The organism is Anaerotruncus massiliensis (ex Togo et al. 2026) (assembly GCF_900199635.1).
Taxonomy (GTDB): domain Bacteria; phylum Bacillota; class Clostridia; order Oscillospirales; family Ruminococcaceae; genus Anaerotruncus; species Anaerotruncus massiliensis.
Genome location: NZ_LT962687.1, coordinates 2625603 through 2648666, shown reverse-complemented (window position 1 = coordinate 2648666; position 23064 = coordinate 2625603). Strand labels below are relative to the sequence as shown.

At 64.6% G+C, this 23064-nt stretch carries 23 protein-coding genes; 11 read left to right on the top strand and 12 right to left on the bottom strand.

Annotated elements, in window-relative coordinates:
- Positions 1–71: 71 nt before the first annotated feature.
- Together feoB and C1A13_RS12690 are read left to right on the top strand one after the other, a co-directional pair.
- Complete coding sequence (feoB, locus tag C1A13_RS12695; RefSeq protein WP_101552577.1) at positions 72–2231, top strand: ferrous iron transport protein B; 2160 nt, start codon at positions 72–74, stop codon at positions 2229–2231.
- Positions 2232–2311: 80 nt separating this feature from the next.
- On the top strand, positions 2312–2479 hold the full coding sequence (locus tag C1A13_RS12690; RefSeq protein WP_101552575.1) for a FeoB-associated Cys-rich membrane protein: 168 nt from the start codon (positions 2312–2314) through the stop codon (positions 2477–2479).
- Positions 2480–2570: 91 nt separating this feature from the next.
- On the opposite strand, the gene C1A13_RS12685 is transcribed toward C1A13_RS12690, so the two are convergent.
- Entirely contained in the window at positions 2571–3137 is a 567-nt protein-coding gene (locus C1A13_RS12685) for a DUF3795 domain-containing protein (RefSeq protein ID WP_101552573.1), read from the bottom strand.
- A gap of 175 nt (positions 3138–3312) precedes the next feature.
- On the opposite strand from C1A13_RS12685, the gene C1A13_RS14685 reads away from it, so the two are divergent.
- Entirely contained in the window at positions 3313–3498 is a 186-nt protein-coding gene (locus C1A13_RS14685; protein WP_146021728.1) for a hypothetical protein, read from the top strand.
- A 159-nt stretch (positions 3499–3657) separates the two neighbouring features.
- Here the strand turns inward: C1A13_RS14685 and C1A13_RS12680 are convergent, their stop codons facing one another.
- The 10 genes from C1A13_RS12680 to C1A13_RS12635 form a co-directional block, all read right to left on the bottom strand.
- Positions 3658–5508 carry a heavy metal translocating P-type ATPase gene (locus C1A13_RS12680; protein WP_101552571.1) on the bottom strand — a complete coding sequence of 617 codons (1851 nt, stop codon included), beginning with the start codon at positions 5506–5508 and terminating at the stop codon, positions 3658–3660.
- 44 nt (positions 5509–5552) lie between these two features.
- Positions 5553–5771, bottom strand: a complete 219-nt coding sequence (locus C1A13_RS12675; protein WP_101552568.1) for a cation transporter — start codon at positions 5769–5771, stop codon at positions 5553–5555.
- Between the two features lie 24 nt (positions 5772–5795).
- Positions 5796–6158: an ArsR/SmtB family transcription factor gene (locus C1A13_RS12670; RefSeq protein ID WP_207726213.1), complete on the bottom strand. Its 363-nt coding sequence runs from the start codon at positions 6156–6158 to the stop codon at positions 5796–5798.
- Positions 6159–6440: 282 nt separating this feature from the next.
- On the bottom strand, positions 6441–7508 hold the full coding sequence (locus C1A13_RS12665; RefSeq protein WP_101552566.1) for a type IV pilus twitching motility protein PilT: 1068 nt from the start codon (positions 7506–7508) through the stop codon (positions 6441–6443).
- Between the two features lie 24 nt (positions 7509–7532).
- Positions 7533–7976, bottom strand: coding sequence for a hypothetical protein (locus C1A13_RS12660; RefSeq protein ID WP_101552564.1), 444 nt, complete (start codon positions 7974–7976; stop codon positions 7533–7535).
- 30 nt (positions 7977–8006) lie between these two features.
- Positions 8007–8477 carry a hypothetical protein gene (locus tag C1A13_RS12655; RefSeq protein ID WP_101552562.1) on the bottom strand — a complete coding sequence of 157 codons (471 nt, stop codon included), beginning with the start codon at positions 8475–8477 and terminating at the stop codon, positions 8007–8009.
- Positions 8474–8971, bottom strand: a complete 498-nt coding sequence (locus C1A13_RS12650; protein WP_101552559.1) for a DUF4860 domain-containing protein — start codon at positions 8969–8971, stop codon at positions 8474–8476. Before C1A13_RS12650 ends, C1A13_RS12655 begins: the two co-directional genes overlap by 4 nt.
- 29 nt (positions 8972–9000) lie before the next feature.
- The gene (locus tag C1A13_RS12645; RefSeq protein ID WP_101552557.1) at positions 9001–9327 is read right to left on the bottom strand and encodes a hypothetical protein; all 327 of its coding nucleotides are present in this window, start codon (positions 9325–9327) and stop codon (positions 9001–9003) included.
- Positions 9328–9340: 13 nt separating this feature from the next.
- The gene (locus C1A13_RS12640; RefSeq protein WP_101552556.1) at positions 9341–10408 is read right to left on the bottom strand and encodes a type II secretion system F family protein; all 1068 of its coding nucleotides are present in this window, start codon (positions 10406–10408) and stop codon (positions 9341–9343) included.
- Between the two features lie 19 nt (positions 10409–10427).
- Complete coding sequence (locus tag C1A13_RS12635; protein ID WP_242970875.1) at positions 10428–11354, bottom strand: transglutaminase-like domain-containing protein; 927 nt, start codon at positions 11352–11354, stop codon at positions 10428–10430.
- 270 nt (positions 11355–11624) lie between these two features.
- On the opposite strand from C1A13_RS12635, the gene C1A13_RS12630 reads away from it, so the two are divergent.
- Positions 11625–12845, top strand: a complete 1221-nt coding sequence (locus C1A13_RS12630) for a BTAD domain-containing putative transcriptional regulator (protein ID WP_158595602.1) — start codon at positions 11625–11627, stop codon at positions 12843–12845.
- A gap of 320 nt (positions 12846–13165) precedes the next feature.
- Here C1A13_RS12630 and C1A13_RS12625 read toward each other — a convergent pair whose 3' ends face one another.
- Entirely contained in the window at positions 13166–13726 is a 561-nt protein-coding gene (locus C1A13_RS12625; RefSeq protein WP_101552552.1) for a uracil-DNA glycosylase, read from the bottom strand.
- Between the two features lie 150 nt (positions 13727–13876).
- Between C1A13_RS12625 and C1A13_RS12620 the strand changes: the two genes are divergently transcribed.
- The 7 genes from C1A13_RS12620 (at position 13877) to C1A13_RS12590 (ending at position 23053) form a co-directional block, all read left to right on the top strand.
- Positions 13877–14449 (top strand): PduL/EutD family phosphate acyltransferase, encoded by a 573-nt coding sequence (locus C1A13_RS12620; protein WP_101552550.1) that lies wholly within the window; start codon positions 13877–13879, stop codon positions 14447–14449.
- Positions 14450–14537: 88 nt separating this feature from the next.
- Positions 14538–15863, top strand: coding sequence for a sodium-dependent transporter (locus tag C1A13_RS12615; RefSeq protein WP_242970874.1), 1326 nt, complete (start codon positions 14538–14540; stop codon positions 15861–15863).
- A complete protein-coding gene (locus C1A13_RS12610) occupies positions 15860–16594 on the top strand; it encodes a DUF1638 domain-containing protein (RefSeq protein WP_101552546.1) in 735 nt (244 codons plus the stop codon). Before C1A13_RS12615 ends, C1A13_RS12610 begins: the two co-directional genes overlap by 4 nt.
- A 168-nt stretch (positions 16595–16762) precedes the next feature.
- On the top strand, positions 16763–17827 hold the full coding sequence (locus C1A13_RS12605) for a GntR family transcriptional regulator (protein ID WP_101552544.1): 1065 nt from the start codon (positions 16763–16765) through the stop codon (positions 17825–17827).
- Positions 17828–17855: 28 nt separating this feature from the next.
- A complete protein-coding gene (locus tag C1A13_RS12600) occupies positions 17856–20180 on the top strand; it encodes a helix-turn-helix domain-containing protein (protein WP_101552542.1) in 2325 nt (774 codons plus the stop codon).
- Between the two features lie 242 nt (positions 20181–20422).
- Entirely contained in the window at positions 20423–21994 is a 1572-nt protein-coding gene (locus C1A13_RS12595; protein ID WP_101552540.1) for an extracellular solute-binding protein, read from the top strand.
- 78 nt (positions 21995–22072) lie between these two features.
- Positions 22073–23053: an ABC transporter permease gene (locus C1A13_RS12590; protein WP_101552537.1), complete on the top strand. Its 981-nt coding sequence runs from the start codon at positions 22073–22075 to the stop codon at positions 23051–23053.
- Positions 23054–23064 lie beyond the last annotated feature (11 nt).

Sequence of the window (23064 nt, the reverse complement as noted above, 5' to 3'; positions counted from 1 at the left end):
CGGATGGGTTAGCTTCCGCTAATATGTGCAACGTCAGTCAGCGGGGAATCCCGCAGAGGGGGTAAACGGAAATGGCAATCAAGCTTGCGCTCGCAGGCAATCCGAACTGCGGCAAGACAACGATGTTCAACGACCTGACCGGTTCGAGCCAGTACGTGGGGAACTGGCCGGGCGTCACGGTCGAAAAGAAGGAGGGAAAGCTCCGGGGGCATCAGGACGTCATCGTGACCGACCTTCCCGGCATCTACTCGCTTTCTCCCTATACGCTCGAGGAGGTCGTCACACGGGACTACATCATGAACGAGCATCCCGACGTGGTCATCAACCTCGTGGACGCCTCGAACATCGAGCGCAACCTCTACCTGACCACCCAGGTGACCGAGATGGGCATCCCGGTGATCATCGCGCTGAACATGATCGACATCGTCAAAAAGAACGGCGACCGGATCGACACCCACAAGCTGGCGGCGGCGCTCGGCTGCGAGGTGATCGAGACTTCGGCGGTCAAGGGCGCCGGCTCGAAAGAGGTGGCCGACCGCGCGGTGCAGATGGCGAGGGCGGGGATCATGACCCGCCCGCAGCACACCTTTTCGGGACCCGTGGAGGACGCGCTGGCGCGGATCCGGGAGTTGGCCGCGGACCTCGTCCCGGCGGAGAACGCCCGGTGGTACAGCATCAAGCTGTTCGAGCGGGACGCGAGGGTGCTTGAACGGCTCCGGCTCCCCGCGGACGTCAAGGCGGAGCTCGAGACGATCGTCTCCGACTGCGAGAAGCAGTTCGACGACGACAGCGAGAGCATCATCACCAACGAGCGGTACCAGTACATCTCCGGGCTGATGAAAAGCTGCGTGCAGAAAAAGAACGCCGGCATGACCACCTCGGACAGAATCGACAAGGTGGTCACCAACCGCTGGCTGGCCCTGCCGATCTTCGCGGCGGTCATGTTCGTCGTCTACTATGTGTCCGTCTCCTGGCTCGGCACGATCGTAACCGACTGGACCAACGACACCCTCTTCGCGGAGACGGTCCAGCCCCTCGCCGGCGGCTGGCTCGAGGCGGCCGGCGCCGCCGAATGGCTCACCGGCCTCGTGGTCGACGGCATCATCGGCGGCGTGGGCGCGGTGCTCGGCTTCGTCCCGCAGATGTTTATCCTCTTCTTCTTCCTCTCCATCCTCGAGGATTGCGGCTATATGGCGCGCGTGGCCTTCATCATGGACCGGATCTTCCGCAAATTCGGTCTTTCGGGCAAGTCGTTCATCCCGATGCTGATCTCCTCCGGCTGCGGCGTGCCGGGGATTATGGCGACCCGCACGATCGAAAACGAGAAGGACCGCCGCATGACGATCATGACGACCACCTTCATCCCCTGCGGCGCGAAGCTGCCGATCATCGCGCTGATTGCGGGCGCGGTCTTCCCGGAGATTACCTGGATGGCCCCGGCGACCTACTTCTTCGGCATCTTCATGGTCATCCTCTCGGGCGTCATCCTCAAGAAGACGAGGATGTTCGCGGGCGACCCCGCCCCCTTCGTCATGGAGCTTCCGCAGTACCACTTCCCGGCGCCGAAGGGCGTGCTGATCCACATGTGGGAGCGCGGCAAGGCGTTCATCATCAAGGCCGGCACCGTCATCTTCGTGGCGTGCGGCGTGATCTGGTTCCTCCAGAATTTCGGCTTTACGGCCGGCGGCTTCGGCATGGTGGAGGATGAGAACATGAGTATGCTCGCGGCGATTGGCGGCGTGATCGCTCCGATCTTCGCCCCGCTGGGCTTCGGCAACTGGCAGGCGGCCGTGGCGAGCGTCTCCGGACTGGTGGCGAAGGAGAACGTCGTCGGCACCTTCGGCGTGCTGTTCGGGCTCGGAGAGGTCGGCGAGGACGACCCGGCGCTGCTGGCGTCCCTGCCAACCCTCTTCGCGACGAGCGCGAGCGCCCTGGCCTTCATGGTCTTCAACCTGACCTGCGCCCCCTGCTTCGCGGCGATCGGCGCGATCCGCAGGGAAATGATGAGCGCGAAATGGACCTGGTTTGCGATCGGTTACATGACCGGTATGGCATACATCATGGCCTTCATCATCAACCAGCTCGGCGGAGCGTTCTTCTACGGCGTGCCGTTCGGGGCCGGGCAGGTGCTCGCGCTCTGCTGCGTGGCCGCCCTGCTCTACCTGCTCTTCCGCAGCTGCAACCCCGATAGGAAGATGCGCAAGCCCGCGACGGTCGGCGCAGGCGCCTGACGACGGCAAACGCCTCCGCCCTCTCCCGCCGCGCGGGAGGGCGGAGGACCTCCCCGGCGCGGCGGAAAGCGAGGACCTCTATGGTTACCTGGGTGATTTTGGGCGTGATCCTGCTGGCGGCCTTCTGTGCGGTGCGGTACGCGGTGCGCAAGGCCAAAAACGGCGAGTGCGTCGGCTGCTCCGGCTGCAAGGGCCGTTCCGGCTGCCGCTGCGGACACACGGCGCCGTCCGGCCCGGACGGGCGCTGAAGCGGTGAATACAAAACGCCTCTCACATCATACACATCACCTCCAAAGACAGCCGCCCGGACGCGTTCGCGTCCGGGCGGCTGTCTTTGGGCTATTTCCGCCGGGGCTTTTTGTGCAGCTTCAGTTCGATCCCGCCTTCCGACGCGGCCTGCCGGAAGAGGCCCGCGGCCAGCTCGGCCCGGGCCTTCGGGTCCCCCGGGCCGCCGGGGGACGCCTCCTCCGCCGCGAGCCGCTCCATGACGCGGCGGACCTCGGAAAGCGGCAGGAGGTTCACGGCGACGCAGAAGAGGGTCTTACGCCGTCCGTCGTTATAGCGCGCCAGCAGTTCCCGCAGGATGGCGGTCTTTTCGTCGAGCTCCGCGCGGAAGGCGGGCAGGCCCTCCGCCTTCAGCCTGTCCAGGTCCCGGCGGGCGTTCCGGGAGGGCAGGAGCTGGTCGTAGAGGGGCGGCTCGAGGTAGCGCTCGCAGGGGTAGGCGGGACAGTCGCAGCAGAATTCGGGCCCGCCGTGCTCCCGGCCGCACCGGATGACCGCGCAGGGCTGGTGGCCGTCCCCGCCGCCGCAGCCGGGACAGCCGTTCTCCATATGGTGGATGGGGCAGAGGCCGCAGAAGAGGCCGCAGAGGGAAAAAGAGGGATATTGCCGCTGATAATCCTTCATCCGGATACCTCGCGAGTTTCGGGTGTCGGGCGTACGATGTCAGTTTACCGCGCCCGCCGGCCGATGTCAAATTGATTATATTGGGAACGCCCGCGTGGGGGGAGGTACCATCAGCAATCGAAGTCTTGACGTCGTGCAGGATGACCCCGTCGAGCGAGTCCGCATCGGAGGAGCAGTGGATCAGCTCGATCTGTTCGCAGCGGCCCTCGGCGGCTGCGGCGACGCGTTTCATCAGCGTGGATTTCCCCGTCCCGGGGCCGCCCTTTATGACGAATTCACGCCACCCGCCCGCAGGGTCGGCGAGCTGGTCAAAACGCGAAACGAACCCCTGCGGCGTGTTCGCTCCGAGGAAAAAGTGTAAGGGTTCCGCGGTATGATTCATAAAAAATCCTCCTAAAACGATGATTACTTCATGGTATTCGTTTTTGGGGGATTTGGTTCATTCCCATGCGGCGCGCGAAAGGGTCCGGCGCGGTTTTTTAAAACCGCGCCGGACCCTTTTGAATCAGGAGGGGGAAGCTCAGAGGTTTTTGACGTTCAGCGCGCGGGTGGCGTTGAGGATGGCGATCACCGAAACGCCCACGTCGGCAAAGACGGCCTCCCACATATTGGCGTCGCCGAGCGCGCCGAGCAGAAGCACAAGCGCCTTGACGGCGAGCGCGAAGACGATGTTCTGCCGCACGATGGCAAGCGTCCTGCGGGAGATTTTGATCGCCGCAGCGAGCTTGGAGGGGCGGTCGTCCATGATGACCACGTCGGCGGCCTCGATGGCCGCGTCGGAGCCGAGTCCGCCCATCGCGATGCCGATGTCGGCGCGGGAGAGGACGGGCGCGTCGTTGATACCGTCGCCCACGAAGGCGAGCACCCCGCGCGGGGATTTTTCCGCGAGCAGCCGCTCCATCCGGTCGACCTTGTCGGCCGGGAGCAGGCCCGCGTGGTACTCGTCGAGTCCGAGCTCCTTCGCCACCTGGGCGGCGACCGGCTCGGCGTCCCCGGTGAGCATCACCGTTTTGCGCACGCCCGCCTCGCGCAGGGCGGAGACCGCCTCGCGGGCGTCCTCCTTGACCTCGTCGGAGATCACGATGTGCCCCGCATACTCCCCGTCCACCGCGACGTGGACGGTCGTGCCGGACAGGTGGCAGTCGTGCCACACGGCGCCCGCCTCGTCCATCAGCTTCCCGTTGCCGGCGCACACCTTTCGTCCGTCGACCGTGGCCTTCACGCCCCGGCCGGAGACCTCCTCCACGCCGGAGACGCGGGTTTCGTCGGGCTCCTTCCCGTAGGCGGCCCGCAGCGAAAGGGCGATCGGGTGGCTTGAATAGCTCTCGGCGAGCGCCGCCAGCTCGAGCAGCCGGTCCTCGGAGATCTCGTCGGGATGCACCGCCGTGACCCGGAAGGAACCCTTGGTGAGGGTGCCGGTCTTGTCGAAGACGACCGTTTCGGTCCCGGCGAGCGCCTCGAGGTAGTTGCTGCCCTTGACAAGGATGCCGCATTTGGACGCCCCGCCGATGCCGCCGAAAAAGGAGAGCGGCACCGAGATGACGAGCGCGCAGGGGCAGGAGATGACCAGGAAGATGAGCGCGCGGTGAATCCACATCGGGAAGGGACCGCCCGTGACGAGCGGCGGGACGACCGCGAGCAGCGCCGCGCCGATGACGACGGCGGGGGTATACCAGCGGGCGAAGCGGGTGATGAAGTTTTCCGCCTTCGCCTTTTTGCTGCTCGCGTTTTCGACGAGGTCGAGGATTTTGGCCACGGTCGATTCCCCGTAGACGCGGGAGACGCGGACGGTGAGCAGGCCGCTCAGGTTGATGCAGCCGCTGATGACCGCGTCGCCGGGCGCTGCGTCGCGGGGGAGGGATTCGCCGGTGAGCGCGGCGGTGTCCAGCGTGGAGCTGCCCTCGGCGATCACGCCGTCGAGCGGCACCCGTTCGCCCGGCTTCACGACGATCAGGTCGTCGACGGAGACCTCCTCGGGGTCGACCCGGACGAGCTCGCCCTCCCGGCGGACGTTGGCGTAGTCGGGGCGGATGTCCATCAGGGCGGAGATCGACTGGCGCGAACGCCCGACCGCGTAGCTCTGGAAGAGCTCGCCCACCTGGTAGAAGAGCATGACGGCGACCCCTTCGGGGTATTCGCCCACGCAGAAGGCGCCCACCGTGGCGACCGCCATCAGGAAGTTCTCGTCGAACACCTGCCCGTGCGCGATGTTGCGCAGGGCGCGCAGCAACACGTCGCCGCCGATGACGAAGTAGGGCACGAGGAAGAGGGCGAGCCGGAAGACGCCCCCGAGGGGGATGAGGAGCGCGGCGGCAAAGGCCGCCGCGCCGATGATCAGACGGACCAGGGTCCGTCTTTGTTTTTTGGACATGGCGCGGACCTCCAAAAAAAGATTTGGGAAGGCGGAGAGGGGACTCAGACGAGCACGGTGCAGTCGGGCTCGACCTTCCTGCAGACGCGCACCGCTTCCTTGAGCACCTCGTCGAAACGCGCGTCGTCCGCCTCGAGCGTGAGGCGCTGGGTCATGAAGCTTACCGTTGCGCTCTGGACGCCGTCGAGCTTGTTGATCGCGTTTTCCATTTTGGCGGCGCAGTTGGCGCAGTCGAGGTCGCGCAGGCGAAAAGTCTTTTTCATGGGTGGTTCCTCCGTTCAGTCGATTTATTCGGCGACGTGCTCCATGCCCTGCCCCAGGATGGTGCGGACATGCCCGTCTGCCAGGGAATAGAATACGGTTTTGCCGTCGCGGCGGTATTTGACCAGCTTGGACTGCTTGAGCACCCGCAGCTGGTGGGAGATCGCCGACTGGTTCATATTGAGAAGCTGTGCGATATCGCACACGCACATCTCCGACTCAAAGAGCACGTAGAGGATCTTGATGCGGGTGGAGTCGCCGAACACCTTGAAGAGCTCGGCGAGGTCGTAGAGGATCTCCTCGTCGGGCATCTGCGCGTTGACGGCGTTTACGATGTCCTCATGCGCGTGGATGTAGTCGCAGCGTTCCATGCCGTCCTTGTCTATCATTCGAATCACCTTTCATATGAGCTATTGTTCATATGTTTATTATATCCCATCGCCGCCAAATGTCAATAGGACGCGATCCTTTTTTTGCGAGGCCGCCGGCCGGCGCGCGCCGGGGGCGGAAAACCGGGCGGCGCAGCCGCCCGCGCGCGAAGGACGCGTCCTTCGCACGGGCGCCCGCAGGGCGCCGTTTTCCGCCCCGGTCCCGCGCTTTTCGCGCGCGGAAAAGCGGCCGTCCCTTTTGGGACGGCCGCCGGGAAAAAGCCTGCCGGACGGCGGGGCGCGTCAGCGCCCGGTCCCGCCGAGCTTGCGCGCGAGGGCGTCGGGGTTGGTGCTGTAGAGCAGCGCGTTCTCCCGCGAGATCACGCCGTCGCTGAAGAGCCGCAGGATGCTGCTGTCCATGTCGCACATCCCCTGCGAGGAGGAGGAGTAGATCACTCCGCCGATCTGGTGCACCTTGGATTCGCGGATCATGTTGCGCACCGCGTCGTTGGCGAGCAGGATCTCGAACGCGGGGACGAGCCCTCCGTCCACCGTGGGGATAAGCTGCTGGGAGACGACCGCGCGCAGCACCATCGAAAGCTGGACGCGCACCTGCTGCTGCTGGTTGGGCGGGAAGACGTCGATGACCCGGTCGATCGTGTTGGCCGCGCCGACCGTGTGCAGCGTCGACAGGACGAGGTGCCCCGTTTCGGCGGCGGTCATGGCGACGCTGATCGTCTCGTGATCGCGCATCTCGCCGAGCAGGATGACGTCGGGCGACTGGCGGAGCGCGGCGCGCAGCGCCGTCACATAGCTCTGGGTGTCGGTCGCGACCTCCCGCTGGCTGACGATGGAATGCTTGTGCCGGTGGAGGAACTCGATGGGGTCCTCCAGCGTGATGACGTGGGCGCTGCGGGAGTTGTTGATCGCGTCGATCACGCAGGCGAGCGTCGTCGATTTGCCGCACCCGGCCGGGCCGGTGACGAGCACGAGTCCCTTTTGCATCTCCGCGAGGGAGAGCACCCCGTCTGGAATGCCAAGGTCGTGCGGGTTGGGCAGCTCAAAGGTGATGACGCGGATGACCGCGGCGAGCGAACCGCGTTGTTTGTATGCGCTGATCCGGAAGCGCGACACCCCCTGGAGCGCGAAGGAGAAGTCGTCGTCGCCTCCGCCTTCGACGATGGCGATCTCCCGGCCCGCGAGCGCGTAGGCCCCCTGGATGAGGGCCTGGGAGTCGGCGGGGGTGAGCCGTCCGCCGTCGGCGCGCAGGAGCTGGCCGTTGACCTTGAAGGTCACCGGCAGCCCGGCAATGATGAAGATGTCGGAAGCGCGGCGGTCCACCGCGTCCTGAAGGAAATGCAGGATATCCATTTGGATTACCTCCGGTGTAATGGTTCAGAGGGTGCCGTCCCACAGCTCGATGGTCTCGTCGCCCTGCCACTCCCGGGCGGAGGCGGCCTGCCACCGCAGGATTTCGTGGCGCGCCCCCCCGGGGCCGGGGTAACGCACCTCGACGCGCAGCTCCTGCGCGTCGGAGATGGGGACGGTATAGGAGGCGACGAGCGCCCGGCCCCGGCGCTCGAAGGAGACCCCCGCGGCCTGCGGCCGCGCGGGATTCGCCTCCACGGCCGCGTCGGCCTGGACGAGCAGCTCGACCGCCCGGCTGTCGGCGGCGTAATATTCGGACACCGTCTGCGCCGCGCGGCGCGCCATCTTGAGGTCGGCGTTGGCCGACGTGAGGGAGAGGGCCGCAAAGGTCGTCAGGCAGAGCACGATGAAGATGACCAACAGGGAGGAGACGCCGATGAAGACGCTTCCCGTCTTGCGCCGTCCGCTCATTTGCCGCCCTCCTTTCATTCTATTCCGCCGTCACGCGGCGGGTTGATACCGCCGCGCGCTCAGGCGGTAAAGCTCTTCGAAAACGCCGTCCGCCGTCCTGCCGACGGTGATTTCCGCCTCCCACAGGCCGCCCGGCCTGCCGGGCAGGGACCCGCCGCCCTCCGGCCCGTGGATCAGGATGTCTAGGCGGTAGCGGGCGTCCCGCTCGGCGCAGGGGTTCCACGCCCGGTCGTACCAGGCGGTCAGGACGCCCGGCGTATCCCCGGCGCGCACGCCCATGAGCCGCACCGCCTCGTCGAGGTCGTCCGCGCCCTTGAAGGACTCGGCGGCCGATTCGGCGGCCAGCACCGCGCGGTTGAGCGCGGCGCTCTGCTCGCTCGCCGTGTGCGCCCGTGCGAAAAGCTGCACGCAGACCGCGCTTGCGACCGAGAAAAAGAGGATCGCGAGGATCAGCTCCATCAAAAAGAGGCTCGATCCAGAATGGGTGCGGGGCTGTCTCATGCCGAACCCTCCTTGCCGCTGCGCAGCGAGAGATAGAGCTGCGCGTCCCGCCCGTCCGCATCGGGGCAGGAGACGCGCAGCAGGCGCGGGTTCACCTGCTCCACCTCAAAGGCGGGCACCTTCGTGATGGGGGTCCCGTCGACGGGGGAGGGGTCGTCCATGCCGGTGAAGAGCTCGCAGAGGCTGCCCTCCCACGCGTAGAGATAGGTGCGGTAGACCTCGCCGCCGAACTCCTGTTCGATTATGAGCGCGGGCGCGCCGCCCAGCTCCCCCGCGTGCACCGCGCCCGCCGCGTCGCACTGGCGGACCTTCGCGGCGACATAGTGCAGGGAGGTCTGAAGATCGAAATTGCGGTCCATGCCGCGGGCGGAGGACTCGTAGACGTCCGCGCCGATGAGCACGACAAGCAGGGCGGAGGCGGCGAAGACACAGAAGAGCGCGAGGGTGAACAGCAGGTCGATCACATGCCTGCGCGGCTGAAAACGGATGTTCATGGCGGCCTCCCTTCCCGTGAAGTCCCGGTTTATTTCGTCAGGGGAATCACGTCGATCTCCGGCATCAGGTTGGATGCGAAGCAGTGGTAGTGGATGGAATAGCGGGCCCTGTCGACCGTGAGCCCGTAGTGCTCCTCAAGATAGTCGAGGCTGGGGGGATAGGACCCTTCGATGGCGTAGCAGTGGACCGCCGCGCGGGTCACCGAACGGCGGACGGCGCCGAGCTGTTCCTCCCGCGCCGCCTCCGAGACGGAGTCGGCCCCCCACGCGGCGAACGCGATGATTACCAGGGTGGCGGCGGCCGGGAGCAGGAGCCCGGCGAGCGGACGGCGGCGTTTGGAAACAAAGCGTCTCATCACGCGCCTCCCGTCAGCCGATCGAGGACATGACGCCCATCAGGGGCAGCATGACCGACAGCAGGATGATCCCCACCACGACGGCGAGGATGGCGACGAGGGTGGGCTCGAGCACAGAGAGCATCCGCGCGACCCGCGCGTCGACCTCCTCCTCGTAGCGGGAGGCGAGCTTGCGCAGCACCGTGTCGGCGGAGCCGGTCGAAAAGCCGACCGACACCATCCGCGCGTAGACGCCGGGGAAGATGCCCGCCTGGCTGACCGCGTCGGCAAAGGAGGCCCCGCCCGAGACGAGTTCGCGGCAGCGCTCCGCCCTGCGGCGCATCGGCCCCTCGTCGAGGAGGCGGACGGCCATGTCGAGCGACTGGTCGGAATCGAGCCCGCTCGAAAGCATCATCGCCATGGCGGAGGCGAACCGGCCCGAGGCGACGCGCGCCGAGATCCCGCGGGTGAGCGGAAAGACCGCGCTCCACCGGGAGAGGGCGGCGCGTCCCGCCGGGAAGGCGCGCATGAGAAGGTAGGCGGCGAGCAGCAGCAGCACGACGGCGGTCAGCGCGATGGCGATCCGCCCCGAGGCGGCGCCCAGGCGCATGACCTGTCCGGCAAAGCTCGACGCCCCGCCGCCCAGCTCCACGAAGACCTCGCTGAACACGGGCAGGACCTTGATGACGAGCACGCCGACGACGAGCGCCATCATGACGATCATGACGAGCGGATAGGCGACGGCGCTGCGGATGCCCTCCGACACCGACTCCTCCCGCTCATAGTAGGCGCACAGCGCGTCGAGCACCTCGTCAAGGCGGCCGGACCTCTCCCCGATCTCCACCATGCTGACGAAGTAGCGCGGGAACACCCCCGCCTCCGCCAGCGCGGTGCCAAGCGCGGCGCGGTCCTCCAGCCGCTCGCCGATCGCGGCGAGCAGCTCCCCGCCCGGGCCGCCGCCCGCGTCTCCCCGCATGATCGAAATGGCCTCCGCCGCGGGGATCCCCGAGCGGACGAGCATCGCGAGCTGCGCGCAGAAGGCGGAAAGCTCCCGCGGGGAAAGCGGCGTTTCGACGGCCCGCCTGTTTTTCTGGTTGCCCATGACGTCACCCCTTATATTGTCAATACCGGTATTTCATCTGGTAGTTGGCCCCGTTGCCGATGAACTGCATAATCTCCGGGCTGCTTCCCCCGTTGGAGGCGAAGGTGGGGTCCATCAGCTTCCAGCTCTTGCCGTCGAACTGGATGATGCCGTCCACCCAGCCCACCTCGGCGATGTAGGTGCTGATCCACGCGTGGTAGGTCCCGCCCGACACGTACCCCACCTCCAGCCGGGTGGGGATCTGCTGGGACCGGAGCATGGCGGCCATCACCGCCGCGTAGTCGAAGCAGATGCCGGTCCCGGCTGCCAGCGTGCTGTCGACCGACGGCAGATAGCCCGACTGGACGTTCGCCGCCTTGTAACTGTCATAAGTGATGTGGCTGATGACATAGTTGTAAATATTTGTGACGACCCCGAGCTGATCCGCCGCGTCGGCGGCGAGGGTGCCGGCGACGCTCACCGTCCGGCTCGACGCGGAGAAGTTCACATACTGGTTGGGATAGAGGAAGGGCAGGAAGGCGCTTTCCAGCTTGACGGAGATCTGTTTGCTGTAGGCGAGCGCGTACTGGTTGCCGGTCACGCGTTCGTAGACCGCCACGGTGTAGGACCCGTCCCCCATGGTGAGCGGGAACACCTCCTTGCGTCCCGCCGTGTTGAGGTTGTAGGTATAGGTGCTCCCGCCGCCCGTGATCTGGACCTTCACCTTGTCCGCGGACCCGCCGTACCAGGCCATAATGTAGCCCTGCGAGGCGTTGGAGGCATCGAAGCCGGCCTTGGCGTTGCCGTGGACGACGGTGCCGGGCGCGGCGGGGGTGCGCACATAGGTTCCGGCGGGCGCCGCGGCGTCCGCCGGCAGGGCGCACAGGGCGGCCAGCAGGAGGAAAACCGCCGGCAGCAGCGCGAGCCGCAGGGCGCGCCGCCGGAGCCGGCAAAAGATCGGTTGCACGACGGCCCGCCTCCTTTCTTCCCGCTTTGAAAACGGCTTTTGAGCGGGCAATGACAGGCAATCAGTCACATTTCTTCAAAATATTACAAATTTCCAGTTATTGTGATACTTATTATACATCACGGGGGAACAAAAGAAAAGTTTTAATTGTAATTTCTGAAGAAAATTGTTATAGTTAATACAGGAGAAACTTGGATATTCCCGGGAGTCCCTGGAAATTTCCTCGTGATGGGCAGATGCCTTCCATGTCGACATAAGGAGAGAGCATCCATGGCAGAAAGCGTACCGAACTACGACGGTTCCCCGATCCAGATTGAGATGCTGGGCGGCTTCAATATCACGATGGGGGAGGTCACAATCAGCGATTCTTCCGCGCGGACCCATCAGGTTTGGAGTCTTCTGGAATACCTCATCGCCTACCGGCACAAGACGATCTCCAACGAGGAGCTCATCCGGGTGCTCTGGTCGGAAAACGACAGCGAGCAGCCCGCAAACGCCTTAAAAAACCTCGTCTACCGCATCCGCACCCTCTTTGCCAACAACAACGTCCCCTTCGCGAAGAACGTCATCGTCTACGAGCACGGGTGCTATTCGTGGAACGAGGGCCTCAACTGCACGGTTGACGCGGAGGAGTTTGAACGGCTCTACGGCGAGGCGTCCAACAAGAACCTGACCGAGGAGGAACGCCTGCGGATCTACCTGGAGGCGCTCGACCTTTACAAGGGGGATTTCCTGAGCAGCTCTCACTTCGAGGAGTGGGTGGTGCCGCTGAGCACCTATTTCCACGCGCTCTATTTCAAGTGCGTGCAGGAGTCCTGCCAGCTGCTCCAGAAGCGCGGCGATTACCAGTCGATCGAGACGATCGCCCAGAAAGCGATTATCATCGACCAGTTCGAGGAGCGCGCGCACATCACCCTCATCGACGCGATGATCCATCAGGGCAAGCAGCAGCAGGCCCTTTCCCACTACAACTATGTCACCGACCTCTTCTACCGCGAGCTGGGGGTCAGCCCGAGCGAGCCGCTGCGCAACCTCTACCGCGAGATCAGCAAGACGGTCAACAGCGTGGAGACCGACCTGCAGGTCATCAAGGAGGATCTCAACGAGTCCAACCTCGTCAAGGGCGCCTATTACTGTGAATATGAGGTGTTCAAAAATATGTACCGCGTCGAGGCGCGCAGCGCGGCGCGCACCGGGCAGTCGATCTTCATCGGCCTGCTCACCGTCACCGACATGCACGACGGCGTGCCCGAGATCAAGCTGCTGGGCAAGACGATGAAGCAGCTTCTCGAGACGATCCGCAACAGCCTGCGCAAGGGGGACATCGTCTCGCGCTTCTCCGCGACCCAGTATGTGCTCATGCTGCCGACCGTCACCTTTGAGAACGGCTCGATGGTGCTCGACCGCATCGTCAAACGCTTCCGCGCCGAGCACCCCTCCAAGCTCGTCAAGATCCACAGCAAGCTTTTGCCCCTCGATCCCATCATGTGAGGCGCGCGTACTTTTGGTTCCCGACCAAAAGTACATTTCAGGAAGGGCGGGGCTGCTCGACGCTGCGCGTCGACGCCCGTCCGGCGCGCCTCATGGGGGATGGTCAGCGACCCTCCCCCATGGGCCCCCACCCGGCAACTGCATACAGACGCGGCCGCCCCTCCGGGCGGCCGCCTTTTTCTTTCCGCCACGGGGCGCGGCGGAGGGAGGGGGCGGCGGTCCGCCTGAACCAAAAGCTTTGAGGGATTTCAGGGGAACTTACCCGAAAGTTCCCTTAATCAACAAACCACCCGTCCCCCCGTTCCTCGTCCCCTCGTTCCCTAAGTGAGCTCGTCGTACTTCTCGCGCAGGCGGACGAAGTCGTCGAGAGCGCCGGGGGTGTTGGCGGGATTGCGCAGCAGCGCGGCGGGGTGGAAGGTGCCCATCATGACGGTGCCGTTCTTTTCGAAGAACTCGCCGTGCTGGCGGGTGACCTTAAAGCCCGGGTCGATGAGCGCGCAGCCGGCGACCCGCCCGAGGCAGACGATGATTTTGGGGCGGATGAGGCGCACCTGGCTGCGCAGCCAGCCCATGCAGGCGTCCAGCTCGTCGCGCTCGGGGTCGCGGTTTTTGGGCGGGCGGCATTTGACCATGTTGGCGATGTAGACGTCCCGCTCGCGCGAAAGGCCCACATGGGAAAGCATCCGGTCGAGCAGCTGCCCGCCCCGCCCGACGAACGGCTCCCCCTGGAGGTCCTCGTTTTCACCGGGGCCCTCGCCGATAAACATCAGCTTGGCGGCGGGGTTGCCGGCGCCGAAGACGACGTTGCGGCGCGTCTCGGCGAGTTTGCAGTTGCGGCAGGCGAGCGCGGCCTCGCGCAGCTCGTCGAAGTTCTCATACATTCCGGACCCTCCCATGCGGCAGAATATGCAAAGTGTATCTATTATAGCACAGATTGAAGCGGAAATCAGCAACAAAGCTACTTGAAAAAAAACGCCGCAGGGCGTAAAATGAATACGGTAAAAAAATTACACAAAATGGAGGAACCGTTAATGTCTGAAAGATTTATCGTTGAGACTTCGGCGCGCCATCTGCACGTCACCGAGGAGGACCTCGAGACGCTGTTCGGCAAAGGCGCCAAGCTGCACTATAAGAAAGAGCTCTCCCAGCCGGGACAGTACGCCTGCGAGGAGCGCGTCGACGTGGTCGGCCCCAAGAAGACGCTGAACATGTCGATCATCGGCCCCTGCCGCCCCTCCACCCAGGTGGAGATCGCGCTGACCGACGCGCGCACGCTCGGCGTCACCCCGCCCGTCCGCGAGTCGGGCGACGTGGAGAACAGCGCCCCCTGCAAGCTGGTGGGCCCGTGCGGCGAGGTGGAGCTCAAGCAGGGCGTGATCGCGGCCAAGCGCCACGTCCACCTCGATCCCGAGACCGCCGAGAAGATCGGCGTCAAGGACAAGGAGATCGTTTCGGTCAAGATCGACAACCCCGGCCGCGCGCTCGTCTTCGGCGACGTGGTCATCCGCGTCAGCCCGAGCTTCCGCCCGGCGATGCACATCGACACCGACGAGGCCAACGCGGCCGGCTGCTCCGGCGAGGTCTGGGGCGAGGTCGTCAAGTAAGATTTCGCAGCCGAAAACCGCGGCAGGACCCCTGCCGCGGTTTTTTCTGTCCCGCCCGGGGAAAAACAGAATGATCGGAGGGTATGAGATGGATGCACCAAACAAAAATCCGAACGGCACCTTTGGCACCCGTCTGGGGTTCATCCTGGCGTCGGTCGGCTCGGCGATCGGCATGGGGAACATCTGGATGTTCCCCTACCGGTTGGGGAAATACGGCGGCGCGGCGTTTCTGATCCCCTATTTCCTCTTTGTGGCGCTCTTCGGCCTTGTGGGGCTGTCGGGCGAGTTCGCGCTCGGACGGCTCACCGGGACCGGCCCGGTCGGCTCCTACGACTACGCGATGCGTTCGCGCGGCAAACGGGGCGGCAGGCTGCTCGGCGCGTTCCCGCTGCTCGGGTCGCTCGGCATCGCCATCGGCTACGCGGTCATCGTCGGCTGGGTGCTGCGCTCGATGGCGGGCGCGGCCACCGGAGAGCTCTTCTCCACCGCGTCGGACGCCTATTTTTCGCAGGCGACCGGACGGTTCGGCAGCGTGCCGTGGCATCTGGCGGTCGTGCTGCTGACCGTGCTCTTCCTCGTCAGCGGCATCATCAAGGGGATCGAAAAGGTCAACAAGGTCATGATGCCCGCCTTCTTCCTCCTCTTCATCGTGATCGCCGTGCGCGTCGGCTTTTTGGACGGCGCGTCGGAGGGCTACAAATACCTCTTCATCCCCCAGTGGGAGGCGCTTCTCAATCCCACCACCTGGGTCATGGCGATGGGACAGGCGTTCTTCTCCCTGTCGATCACCGGCTCGGGGATGATCATCTACGGGAGCTACCTCTCCAAAACGGAGGATATCCCCCATGCCTCGGCGCTCACCGCCCTGCTCGACACCGCCGCCGCGCTCGTCGCGGGCATGGCGGTCATCCCGGCGGTCTTCGCCTTCGGCCTCGACCCGCAGGCGGGCCCGCCCCTCATCTTCATCACACTGCCAAAGGTCTTCGCGCAGATGCCCGCCGGGCGGCTTTTCGCGGTGCTCTTCTTCCTGTCGGTGCTCTTTGCCGGGGTCACCTCCCTCATCAACATGCTGGAGGTCTGCTCCGAGGCGGTCCAGCGGCAGTTTGGGCTCGGACGCACCCCGGCCGTGCTGCTGACCGGCGCGGTTGTCTTCGCGGTCGGCCTCTTCATCGAGTACGAGCCCTACACCGGTAGCTGGATGGACGTGATCACGATCTATATCGTGCCGGTCGGCGCGGTGCTCGGCGCGGTGATGATCTACTGGGTGCTCGGCCTGCCCGCCATCAAAAAGGAGCTGACCACCGGCAGGAAAAAACCGCTCGTGCGCGGCTTCGACTTCCTCGCCAAATACGTCTACGTCTTCCTCGCCGCCGCCGTGGTGGTGCTCGGCGTCGCCTACGGTGGCATCGGATGATGCGGCTGGCGGCGGTCGCCTGCGAGGTGTTCCGCCGAGAGCTCACCGCCGCTTCCGAAAAGAGCCGCAGCGCCGTGGAGACGCACTGGCTTCCCCAGGGGCTGCACGACACGCCCGATGAGCTGCGCCGCCGCCTTACGGAAACCCTCGCGGAGATCGAGCGCGCCGACGCGCAGGCTCCGCCCGATGGGCGGCTCGACGCGATTGTGCTCTGCTACGGGCTGTGCGGCGGCGGGCTTGCGGGGGTGCGCGCCGGGAGGCTGCCCCTTGTGCTGCCCCGCACCGACGACTGCATCGGGGTCCTGCTCGGCTCCCAGCGGCGCTACCTCGACTACTTCCACAGCCGGGGCGGCATCTACTGGTACACGCCCGGCTGGCTCGACTTTGCGAAGACCCCCTCCCGCACCTGGTACGACGCGAAGCTGCGGGAGTATGCCGAACGCTACGGCGCCGACAACGCCGCGTGGCTGCTCGAGCAGGAGAACGCGTGGATCTCGGCCTATGACACCTGCATCTACATCGATCCGCCCGCCTGCCCGAGCCCGGCGCACGCCCGCCGCGCGCGGGAGGCGGCCGTAGAATACGGGTGGCGGTTCGAGGCGGTCCCCGGGGGAGCCGGGCTGCTCGACGCGCTGCTCGCGGGGGCGTGGGACGAAACGCGGTTCCTCCTCTGCCCGCCCGGGAGGGCGGTCGCGCCGAGCTGGCGGGAGGACATCGTAAAAGCGGAATAAAAAAGGAGGCCGCCCGGCGGCCTCCTTTTTTCGTTTCCCCACAAAAGCGGCCCCGCGGGATTGTGAGATGCCACAAACCGGTTCGCGGATGGATTGACAGGCGCGCGGGAAGGATGGTAGACTTTTCTTAAATCTAGACCGTCTAGATGTTATTGAGGGGGACAGATCATGGAGAGACGGCTGTACGACCATGTCAAGGAACTGCTCATAGAGGAGCTCGCCGGCTCTCCGCCCGGGCAGAGACTGCCCTCCCGCGCGGCGCTGGCGGAGCGCTTCGGGGTCAACCGCACCACGATCGAGCGCGCGGTCTCCGAGCTGATCGGCGAGGGCCTGCTCTACGCCCGCGACAAAAGCGGCACCTATACGACGGGACGGCTGCCCGCCGCGCACCATGCGGAGGGCGGGCGCAGGTGGGCGGTGGTCATCCCCGACATTCAGCACGACACCTATCCGGGGATCATCCGCGGGATCCAGGACGCGGCGGGCGACCGGGGGATCGACGTGATCCTCAGCAACACCGACAACAGCGTGCGGCGGCAGACCGCCTGCCTCGAGCGGTTTTTGGAGGGCGGGACGGACGGCATCATCCTGATCCCCGCGGTCTACGAGGGCACGGACCTGCGCCCGCTCATGCGGATCCTCGAACGGAGGGTGCCGCTGGTGCTCTGCAACCGGGAGGTCCCCGGCATCCAGGCGCCGGTCGTCAAGTCGGACAATTTCCTCGGAGGAAAGCTGGCGGTGCGCCACCTCGTGCGCACGGGGCGGCGGCGGATCGCCTATGTCTCCCCGCCCATCTACCAGACCTCGGCCGAGCGGTACCAGGGCTATCTGGCGGCGCTCGCGGAGAACGGGCTGGAGCAGGACCCGTCGCTGGTGAGCTTCGCCTGCGCGCCCGGCGAACCCGAGAACGCGTTAAGGGCGGTGACCCGCCTGCTGCAGCGCCGGGCGGACGGGGTTTTCTGCTTCAACGATGCGGCCGCCTGCGTCGTCTACGACGCCGCCGCCCGGCTGGGCCGGAAGGTCGGGCGGGAGCTCGCGGTGGTCGGATACGACAACACGCCCCTCTGCGAGAGCTTCCGCCCCAAGCTGACGACGGTGGACTTCCGGACATACGAGGTCGGGCGGCGGGCGGCGGAGCTCATCTGTGCCATGACGGAGGGGGACGAATCCGCCCGGCGGCGGTCGGTGGTGGTCGAGCCCTCCCTGATCGTCCGGGAGAGTACGCCCGGGTGAAACGGAAAACGGAAGGGGTGTGTGGAGTATGAAACTGCCGCGCGCGGGAGGCCGGTATTTCGTCCGGCTGACCTGCTGCCTGCTCGTGATCGCAACCATCCCGCCGCTGGTGCTCGGGGCGATCCTCTTTGGGAACGCCCGGCAGAACATGTCCCGGCAGATGGCGCTGTTCAGCCAGAACTATCTGGGCCAGACCCTCAACGCGATGGAGGTGGTCTTCAGCCAGATCGAGGACAGCGGAAGGCAGACGATCCTCGACTCCTCCTTCAAAACCTTTGAGACGTTTACCGACGGCAAGGGCATGGAGGAGCTGATCTCCTCCCTCGAGGTCGGGGAAAACCTCCGGGGGACCGCCCGCTACCTCGAGGCAAAGGCGCGGATGCTTGAACAGCTCCGGAGCTTTGAACTGACGAACGCCTTTATCGACTCGATCTACTTCTGCGATTCGGGCAAGGGGCTTGTCTACTCGTCGGCGGGCCTGCAGTACGGCATGGCGGATTTCTTCGACAAGGAGTGGTTCGGCTACGCGGACCAGGCCTTCATCTCCCCGGCGGTCATGGACACGCGGACGGTCGATTTTCCCTATAAGGGAAACCAGCAGGTGATCACGCTCGTTTTCCGCTCCTACTACAACGAGATGAACCTCATGGCGGTCAACATCGACGCGCGCAAGTTCTACGACCAGATCGTGCTGAAGATCGAGCGGAAGGGGACCGACAGCCTCTTCGCCTATTCGGGGGAGGGGGAGCTCCTGCTGAAGGACTACCGGTATCCGGAACTGCAGCAGCTGATCCAAAGGGAGCGCGTCGACGCGTTCAGGGACGGGCAGTACCACTGGGATTCGGGAAAGCTGGGCAGGAAACGCTACCTGCTGAGCTATCTCGAGTCGGACAAGCTCGGCTGGAACTTTGTCATGGTCTCGGACGTCCAGCAGCTCTACCAGGGGGTCGAGGCGCTGCAGATGGTGTTCCTGCTGAGCCTCGCGGGAGTGACGGCCTGCGTGATCCTGGCGGCGGCGGTCGCCTCCCGCAGGCTGTATTCCCCCATCGAGAGGCTGATGGAGATCGTGGGGGAAAGCCCCCGGAAATCGGGTTGGAAAAACGAATTCGACGGGCTGGCCGGCGTCTTTGAGGAACTCAAGATGAATGAGATGGACCTTGTCGAACGCCTGCAGAACAGTCTGCCGGTGCACCGGCGGCGTTTTTTGATCTCCCTGCTGCGCCGCAACGACTACTCGGAGGAGGAGGTGCGGCGGCAGTTCAAGCTGCTGAACATCGGGCTGGACGACCGCAGCCTGCGGATCGTGCTCTTTTCCTACGACGCGCTGGAGGAGGGGGACCGGTTCGGCCCGCTGAGCATCAAAAAGGACCTGCTGCTCAGCTACCTGCTGGACAATCTCCGCCCCTACCCGTTTGAACTGGCGGAGATGGAGGACGGAAAGGTGGTCGCGCTGCTCAACGCGGCGGAGGGCGATACCGCGCAGCTGATGGACAAGCTCGAGGGGATGCGCCGGGAGCTGGCGCGCGCGGCGCAGATCCCCTGCACCGTCGTGCTCAGCGGACAGATCGGCGAGGTGGGAGAGCTGCGCCGGGCCTATCTGGAGGCAGAACGCGCCCTGCTGCGCCGGGAACTCTCGGATGAGGACGGCGTGCTCTTCGCGGACGCGCCCGCCGGAGAAAAGGGGGTCCTCCGCTACAGCCAGGACCGCATCGACAAGATCCTCGACGCGCTCCAGTCGGGGGAGGGGGAGAAGGCCTGCCGGGCCTTCCGGGAGCTGCTCAAGGAGCTCATGCAGGAGAACGACCCGCTCGAATACCGGCAGGTGCAAAGCCTTTACATGGACGTGCTCACCAGCGTCGTCAAGCTCGTCAACGCGGCGGGCGTGCCGCCCGGCAGGGTGTACGGGGACACCCGGAACCTTTACGACGAGCTGCTCCGGCTCGACGGGATCGGCGCGGCGCTCAAGTGGTTCGACGGGGTGCTCACGGCCACGGCCGACTGCCTGGGCACCCTCGCCACCAAAAAAAGCGACGCGCGTGTGGAACAGGTCCTGGCGATCATCCGCGCGGACTGCAGCCAGAACACCACGCTGGAATCGGTCGCGCAGCAGCTCAACCTCAACCCCGCCTACGTCAGCCGGATTTTCAAAAAGGAGACGGGCGTCAAGTTCATGGACTATCTGACCGGGATGCGGGTGGAAAAGGCGAAGGAGCTGCTCACGGGGAGCAACCTCAAAATCAAGGAGGTCTGCGAACGGCTCGGCTACTCCAACATCAACTATTTCATCAAGGTCTTCAAGGACGCCACGGGGGTGACCCCCGGCGATTACCGCAGGATGAACCAGGGCCGGTAGGCGCCGGAAAACCGTCCCGCCGCGTAAGCGGCGGGGCGGTTTTACATATATTGGACAAAATTTTCGTGGCGAGAACGATAAATATAGCATTTTTATCTATTCATTTTTGACTTTGTAGGTTTTTTGATGGAATTAGTCAAAATGCCGCCCTTTCAAAACAGCGGCTTCCTTTTTATACTCGGGGTGTGGCCGGGACCCGGCCGCACGAAAACCGACTTCAATGAAATGGGAGGAAAAGAGAAATGAAGAGAAGGATTCTTGCAGCCGCCATCGCCGCGATGATGCTGGCGGGCAGCCTGACCGGCTGCGGCGGCGACAGCCCCGCTCCCGCGCCCGATGCGGGCAGCGCCGCTCCCGGCGCCCCGGCGGAAGAAGGCGCCCAGGCCCCCGTCAAGATCGTCGTCTACAACAACAGCGGCTCGATCGCGGGCGCGGGCTCCGAGGCGGGCGCCGACCCCGCGATCATGGAGCAGATCCACCAGTGGATGCTGGAAAACACCGGCTACGACGTTCAGGTGATCGTGCCGCCCGCGGGCAACGAGACGGAAAAGCTCAACCTCCTGCTCGCCGGCGGCGACCAGGTCGACCTCTTCTGGGGGGACTGGTCGGAATACGCGAGCAAAAAGGTCATCGTCCCGATCAACAGCTACCTTGACGGCAAGGGACAGGACATCGTGAAGGCATGGCCGGAAGAGGCGTGGAAGGCCATGACCGACAAGGAGGGGAACATCTACGGCGTGCCGCGCAGCACGCCCAACCTCGGCAACCCGACCTGGATCCGGACCGACTGGCTGGAGAAGGAAAACCTGGAGATGCCCAAGACGATCGATGAACTGGACAACGTCCTGCGCACCTTCAAGGAGAACGGCACGGGCGGCGAGGGCACCATCCCGCTGCTGGCGGACATCGCGGGCAAGCACTCCTCCAAGGGGCTGCACAACTCCTTCCTCGGAGCGTTCACCGAGTATGGCTACAGCAACTGGCTCGACCCCACCGACAACAAGATCAAACCCGCCGAGCTGCAGCCCGGCTTCAAGGATTTCCTCGCCAAGATGAACGAGTGGTACACGAAGGGCTACATGTATCCCGAATTCGCCTCTCTGAGCAAGGATAAGATCCGCGAGATCGTCAAGCAGGGCAAGGTCGGCTCCGCGGCGGTGTGGTACTCCAACATCACCCTCTCCCTCTACGACTTGCAGAAGACCTTCCCCGAGGCGAATTACGACTACCAGCACGACGGACTCGAGGGACCGTCCGGCAAGGCGGAGACCGCCATGCCCGCCTCCACCACCGGCGCGCTCATCTCCGCAAAGTGCGAGCATCCCGAGGCGGTCATCGACATGCTCAACTTCATCTACAGCGATCCCGCCAACCATATGGTCACCTGGTACGGCCCCGAGGGGATGTTCTGGAAGTGGAAGGACAAGGACGCCCACATCTACGAGACGATCGGCGAAAAGACCGGGTACTACGCGGAATACGCCTTTGCGATCGGGCTCCCGATGGAGACCGCCGTCTCGGGCGACAACCCCCAGCAGGCCCGTCACCAGGAATATCTGACCAACGAGCACACCGACCTCAAGCGCGGCAAGATCCCGTTTGATTCGGGCATCGTCTACGACCCGGCGGTCATCAAGGCCAGAGTCCCCGGCGCCTCGGACATCTCGAGGATGCTCGAGGAGGAGACGATCAACTTCATCATGGGCACCCGCCCGATCGACGAGTACGACCAGTTCGTGCAGGAGCTCTACGACGCGGGCATGCAGGACTGGATCGACGCCTACACCGAGATGTATTTTGAACAGGTAAAATAGAAGGCCGGAAAGCCGGCCCGCGGGAGACGGACGGGGGCGCGGGCCCCCGCCGCCTTCCCGGCTATAGGAGGGATCAGCGTGCGAAATCAGCCGGCGGTACTGCCGCGCCCCGCCGCGGGGAAAAAGGGCGGCGTCCCCGCAAGGCGGGGGCTGCCCGCAAAGATGTGGAAATACAAGATGTTATACCTGTTCCTGCTGCCCGGACTCCTGTACTTTCTGGTTTTCCGGTATATCCCGCTCGCGGGGTATATGATCGCCTTTAAGGACCTGGCCCCCTTCGAGGGGCTGTCGGCGATGTTCACCGGCGAATGGGTGGGGTTTCGGCACTTTCAGGAGTTTTTGAATTCCTATTACTTCTGGAACGTGTTCGGCAACACGGTGATTCTGGCGGTCCTGCGCCTGCTCGTCGAGTTCACCCTGCCCATCCTGCTGGCGCTGCTCCTCAACGAGGTGCGCAGTAAATTTTTCAAGACCTTTGTGCAGACGGTGTCCTACATGCCCTATTTCGTCTCCAACGTCGTGCTGGCAGGGCTTGTGTTCACCCTCTTTTCCACCAACGGGGGAATCGTTCCCGCCATTGTGGCGCACTTCGGCGGCGTCCCGAGCTACTATGTCACCGACGTGCACTGGTTCCGGCAGATTCTGCTGGGGGCCATCGCGTGGAAGAATATCGGCTGGAGTTCGATCGTGTATATCGCCGCGATGTCCGGCATCGACCCGCAGCTCTACGAGGCGGCCGCGCTCGACGGCGCCGGAAAGCTCAAGCAGATCACCAGGATCACCCTGCCCTGCATCAGCTTTGCGATTACGATCATGTTCATCATGCGCATCGGCGTCATCATGAACGAGGGCTGGGAGGAGACGCTGCTGCTCTATTCGCCCAGCGTCTACAAGGTGAGCGACATCCTCGACACCTACGTCTACCGGGCGGGGCTCACCGAGTTCCGGTATTCCTATGCCACCGCCGTCAACCTCTTCAAATCGGTGATCGGGTTTATGCTGGTCATGATCACCAACTTTATCGCCAACAAGATGGGCCAGCAGAATATGTATTCGTAAAGGAGTGATCA

What these genes read in the sequence shown, in the direction of transcription:
- feoB (WP_101552577.1), top strand. Translation starts at nt 72, where the DNA reads ATGGCAATCAAGCTTGCGCTCGCAGGCAATCCGAACTGCGGCAAGACA.
- C1A13_RS12690 (WP_101552575.1), top strand. Translation starts at nt 2,312, where the DNA reads ATGGTTACCTGGGTGATTTTGGGCGTGATCCTGCTGGCGGCCTTCTGT.
- C1A13_RS12685 (WP_101552573.1), bottom strand. Translation starts at nt 3,137, where the DNA reads ATGAAGGATTATCAGCGGCAATATCCCTCTTTTTCCCTCTGCGGCCTC.
- C1A13_RS12680 (WP_101552571.1), bottom strand. Translation starts at nt 5,508, where the DNA reads ATGTCCAAAAAACAAAGACGGACCCTGGTCCGTCTGATCATCGGCGCG.
- C1A13_RS12675 (WP_101552568.1), bottom strand. Translation starts at nt 5,771, where the DNA reads ATGAAAAAGACTTTTCGCCTGCGCGACCTCGACTGCGCCAACTGCGCC.
- C1A13_RS12670 (WP_207726213.1), bottom strand. Translation starts at nt 6,158, where the DNA reads ATGATAGACAAGGACGGCATGGAACGCTGCGACTACATCCACGCGCAT.
- C1A13_RS12665 (WP_101552566.1), bottom strand. Translation starts at nt 7,508, where the DNA reads ATGGATATCCTGCATTTCCTTCAGGACGCGGTGGACCGCCGCGCTTCC.
- C1A13_RS12660 (WP_101552564.1), bottom strand. Translation starts at nt 7,976, where the DNA reads ATGAGCGGACGGCGCAAGACGGGAAGCGTCTTCATCGGCGTCTCCTCC.
- C1A13_RS12655 (WP_101552562.1), bottom strand. Translation starts at nt 8,477, where the DNA reads ATGAGACAGCCCCGCACCCATTCTGGATCGAGCCTCTTTTTGATGGAG.
- C1A13_RS12650 (WP_101552559.1), bottom strand. Translation starts at nt 8,971, where the DNA reads ATGAACATCCGTTTTCAGCCGCGCAGGCATGTGATCGACCTGCTGTTC.
- C1A13_RS12645 (WP_101552557.1), bottom strand. Translation starts at nt 9,327, where the DNA reads ATGAGACGCTTTGTTTCCAAACGCCGCCGTCCGCTCGCCGGGCTCCTG.
- C1A13_RS12640 (WP_101552556.1), bottom strand. Translation starts at nt 10,408, where the DNA reads ATGGGCAACCAGAAAAACAGGCGGGCCGTCGAAACGCCGCTTTCCCCG.
- C1A13_RS12630 (WP_158595602.1), top strand. Translation starts at nt 11,625, where the DNA reads ATGGCAGAAAGCGTACCGAACTACGACGGTTCCCCGATCCAGATTGAG.
- C1A13_RS12625 (WP_101552552.1), bottom strand. Translation starts at nt 13,726, where the DNA reads ATGTATGAGAACTTCGACGAGCTGCGCGAGGCCGCGCTCGCCTGCCGC.
- C1A13_RS12620 (WP_101552550.1), top strand. Translation starts at nt 13,877, where the DNA reads ATGTCTGAAAGATTTATCGTTGAGACTTCGGCGCGCCATCTGCACGTC.
- C1A13_RS12615 (WP_242970874.1), top strand. Translation starts at nt 14,538, where the DNA reads ATGGATGCACCAAACAAAAATCCGAACGGCACCTTTGGCACCCGTCTG.
- C1A13_RS12610 (WP_101552546.1), top strand. Translation starts at nt 15,860, where the DNA reads ATGATGCGGCTGGCGGCGGTCGCCTGCGAGGTGTTCCGCCGAGAGCTC.
- C1A13_RS12605 (WP_101552544.1), top strand. Translation starts at nt 16,763, where the DNA reads ATGGAGAGACGGCTGTACGACCATGTCAAGGAACTGCTCATAGAGGAG.
- C1A13_RS12600 (WP_101552542.1), top strand. Translation starts at nt 17,856, where the DNA reads ATGAAACTGCCGCGCGCGGGAGGCCGGTATTTCGTCCGGCTGACCTGC.
- C1A13_RS12595 (WP_101552540.1), top strand. Translation starts at nt 20,423, where the DNA reads ATGAAGAGAAGGATTCTTGCAGCCGCCATCGCCGCGATGATGCTGGCG.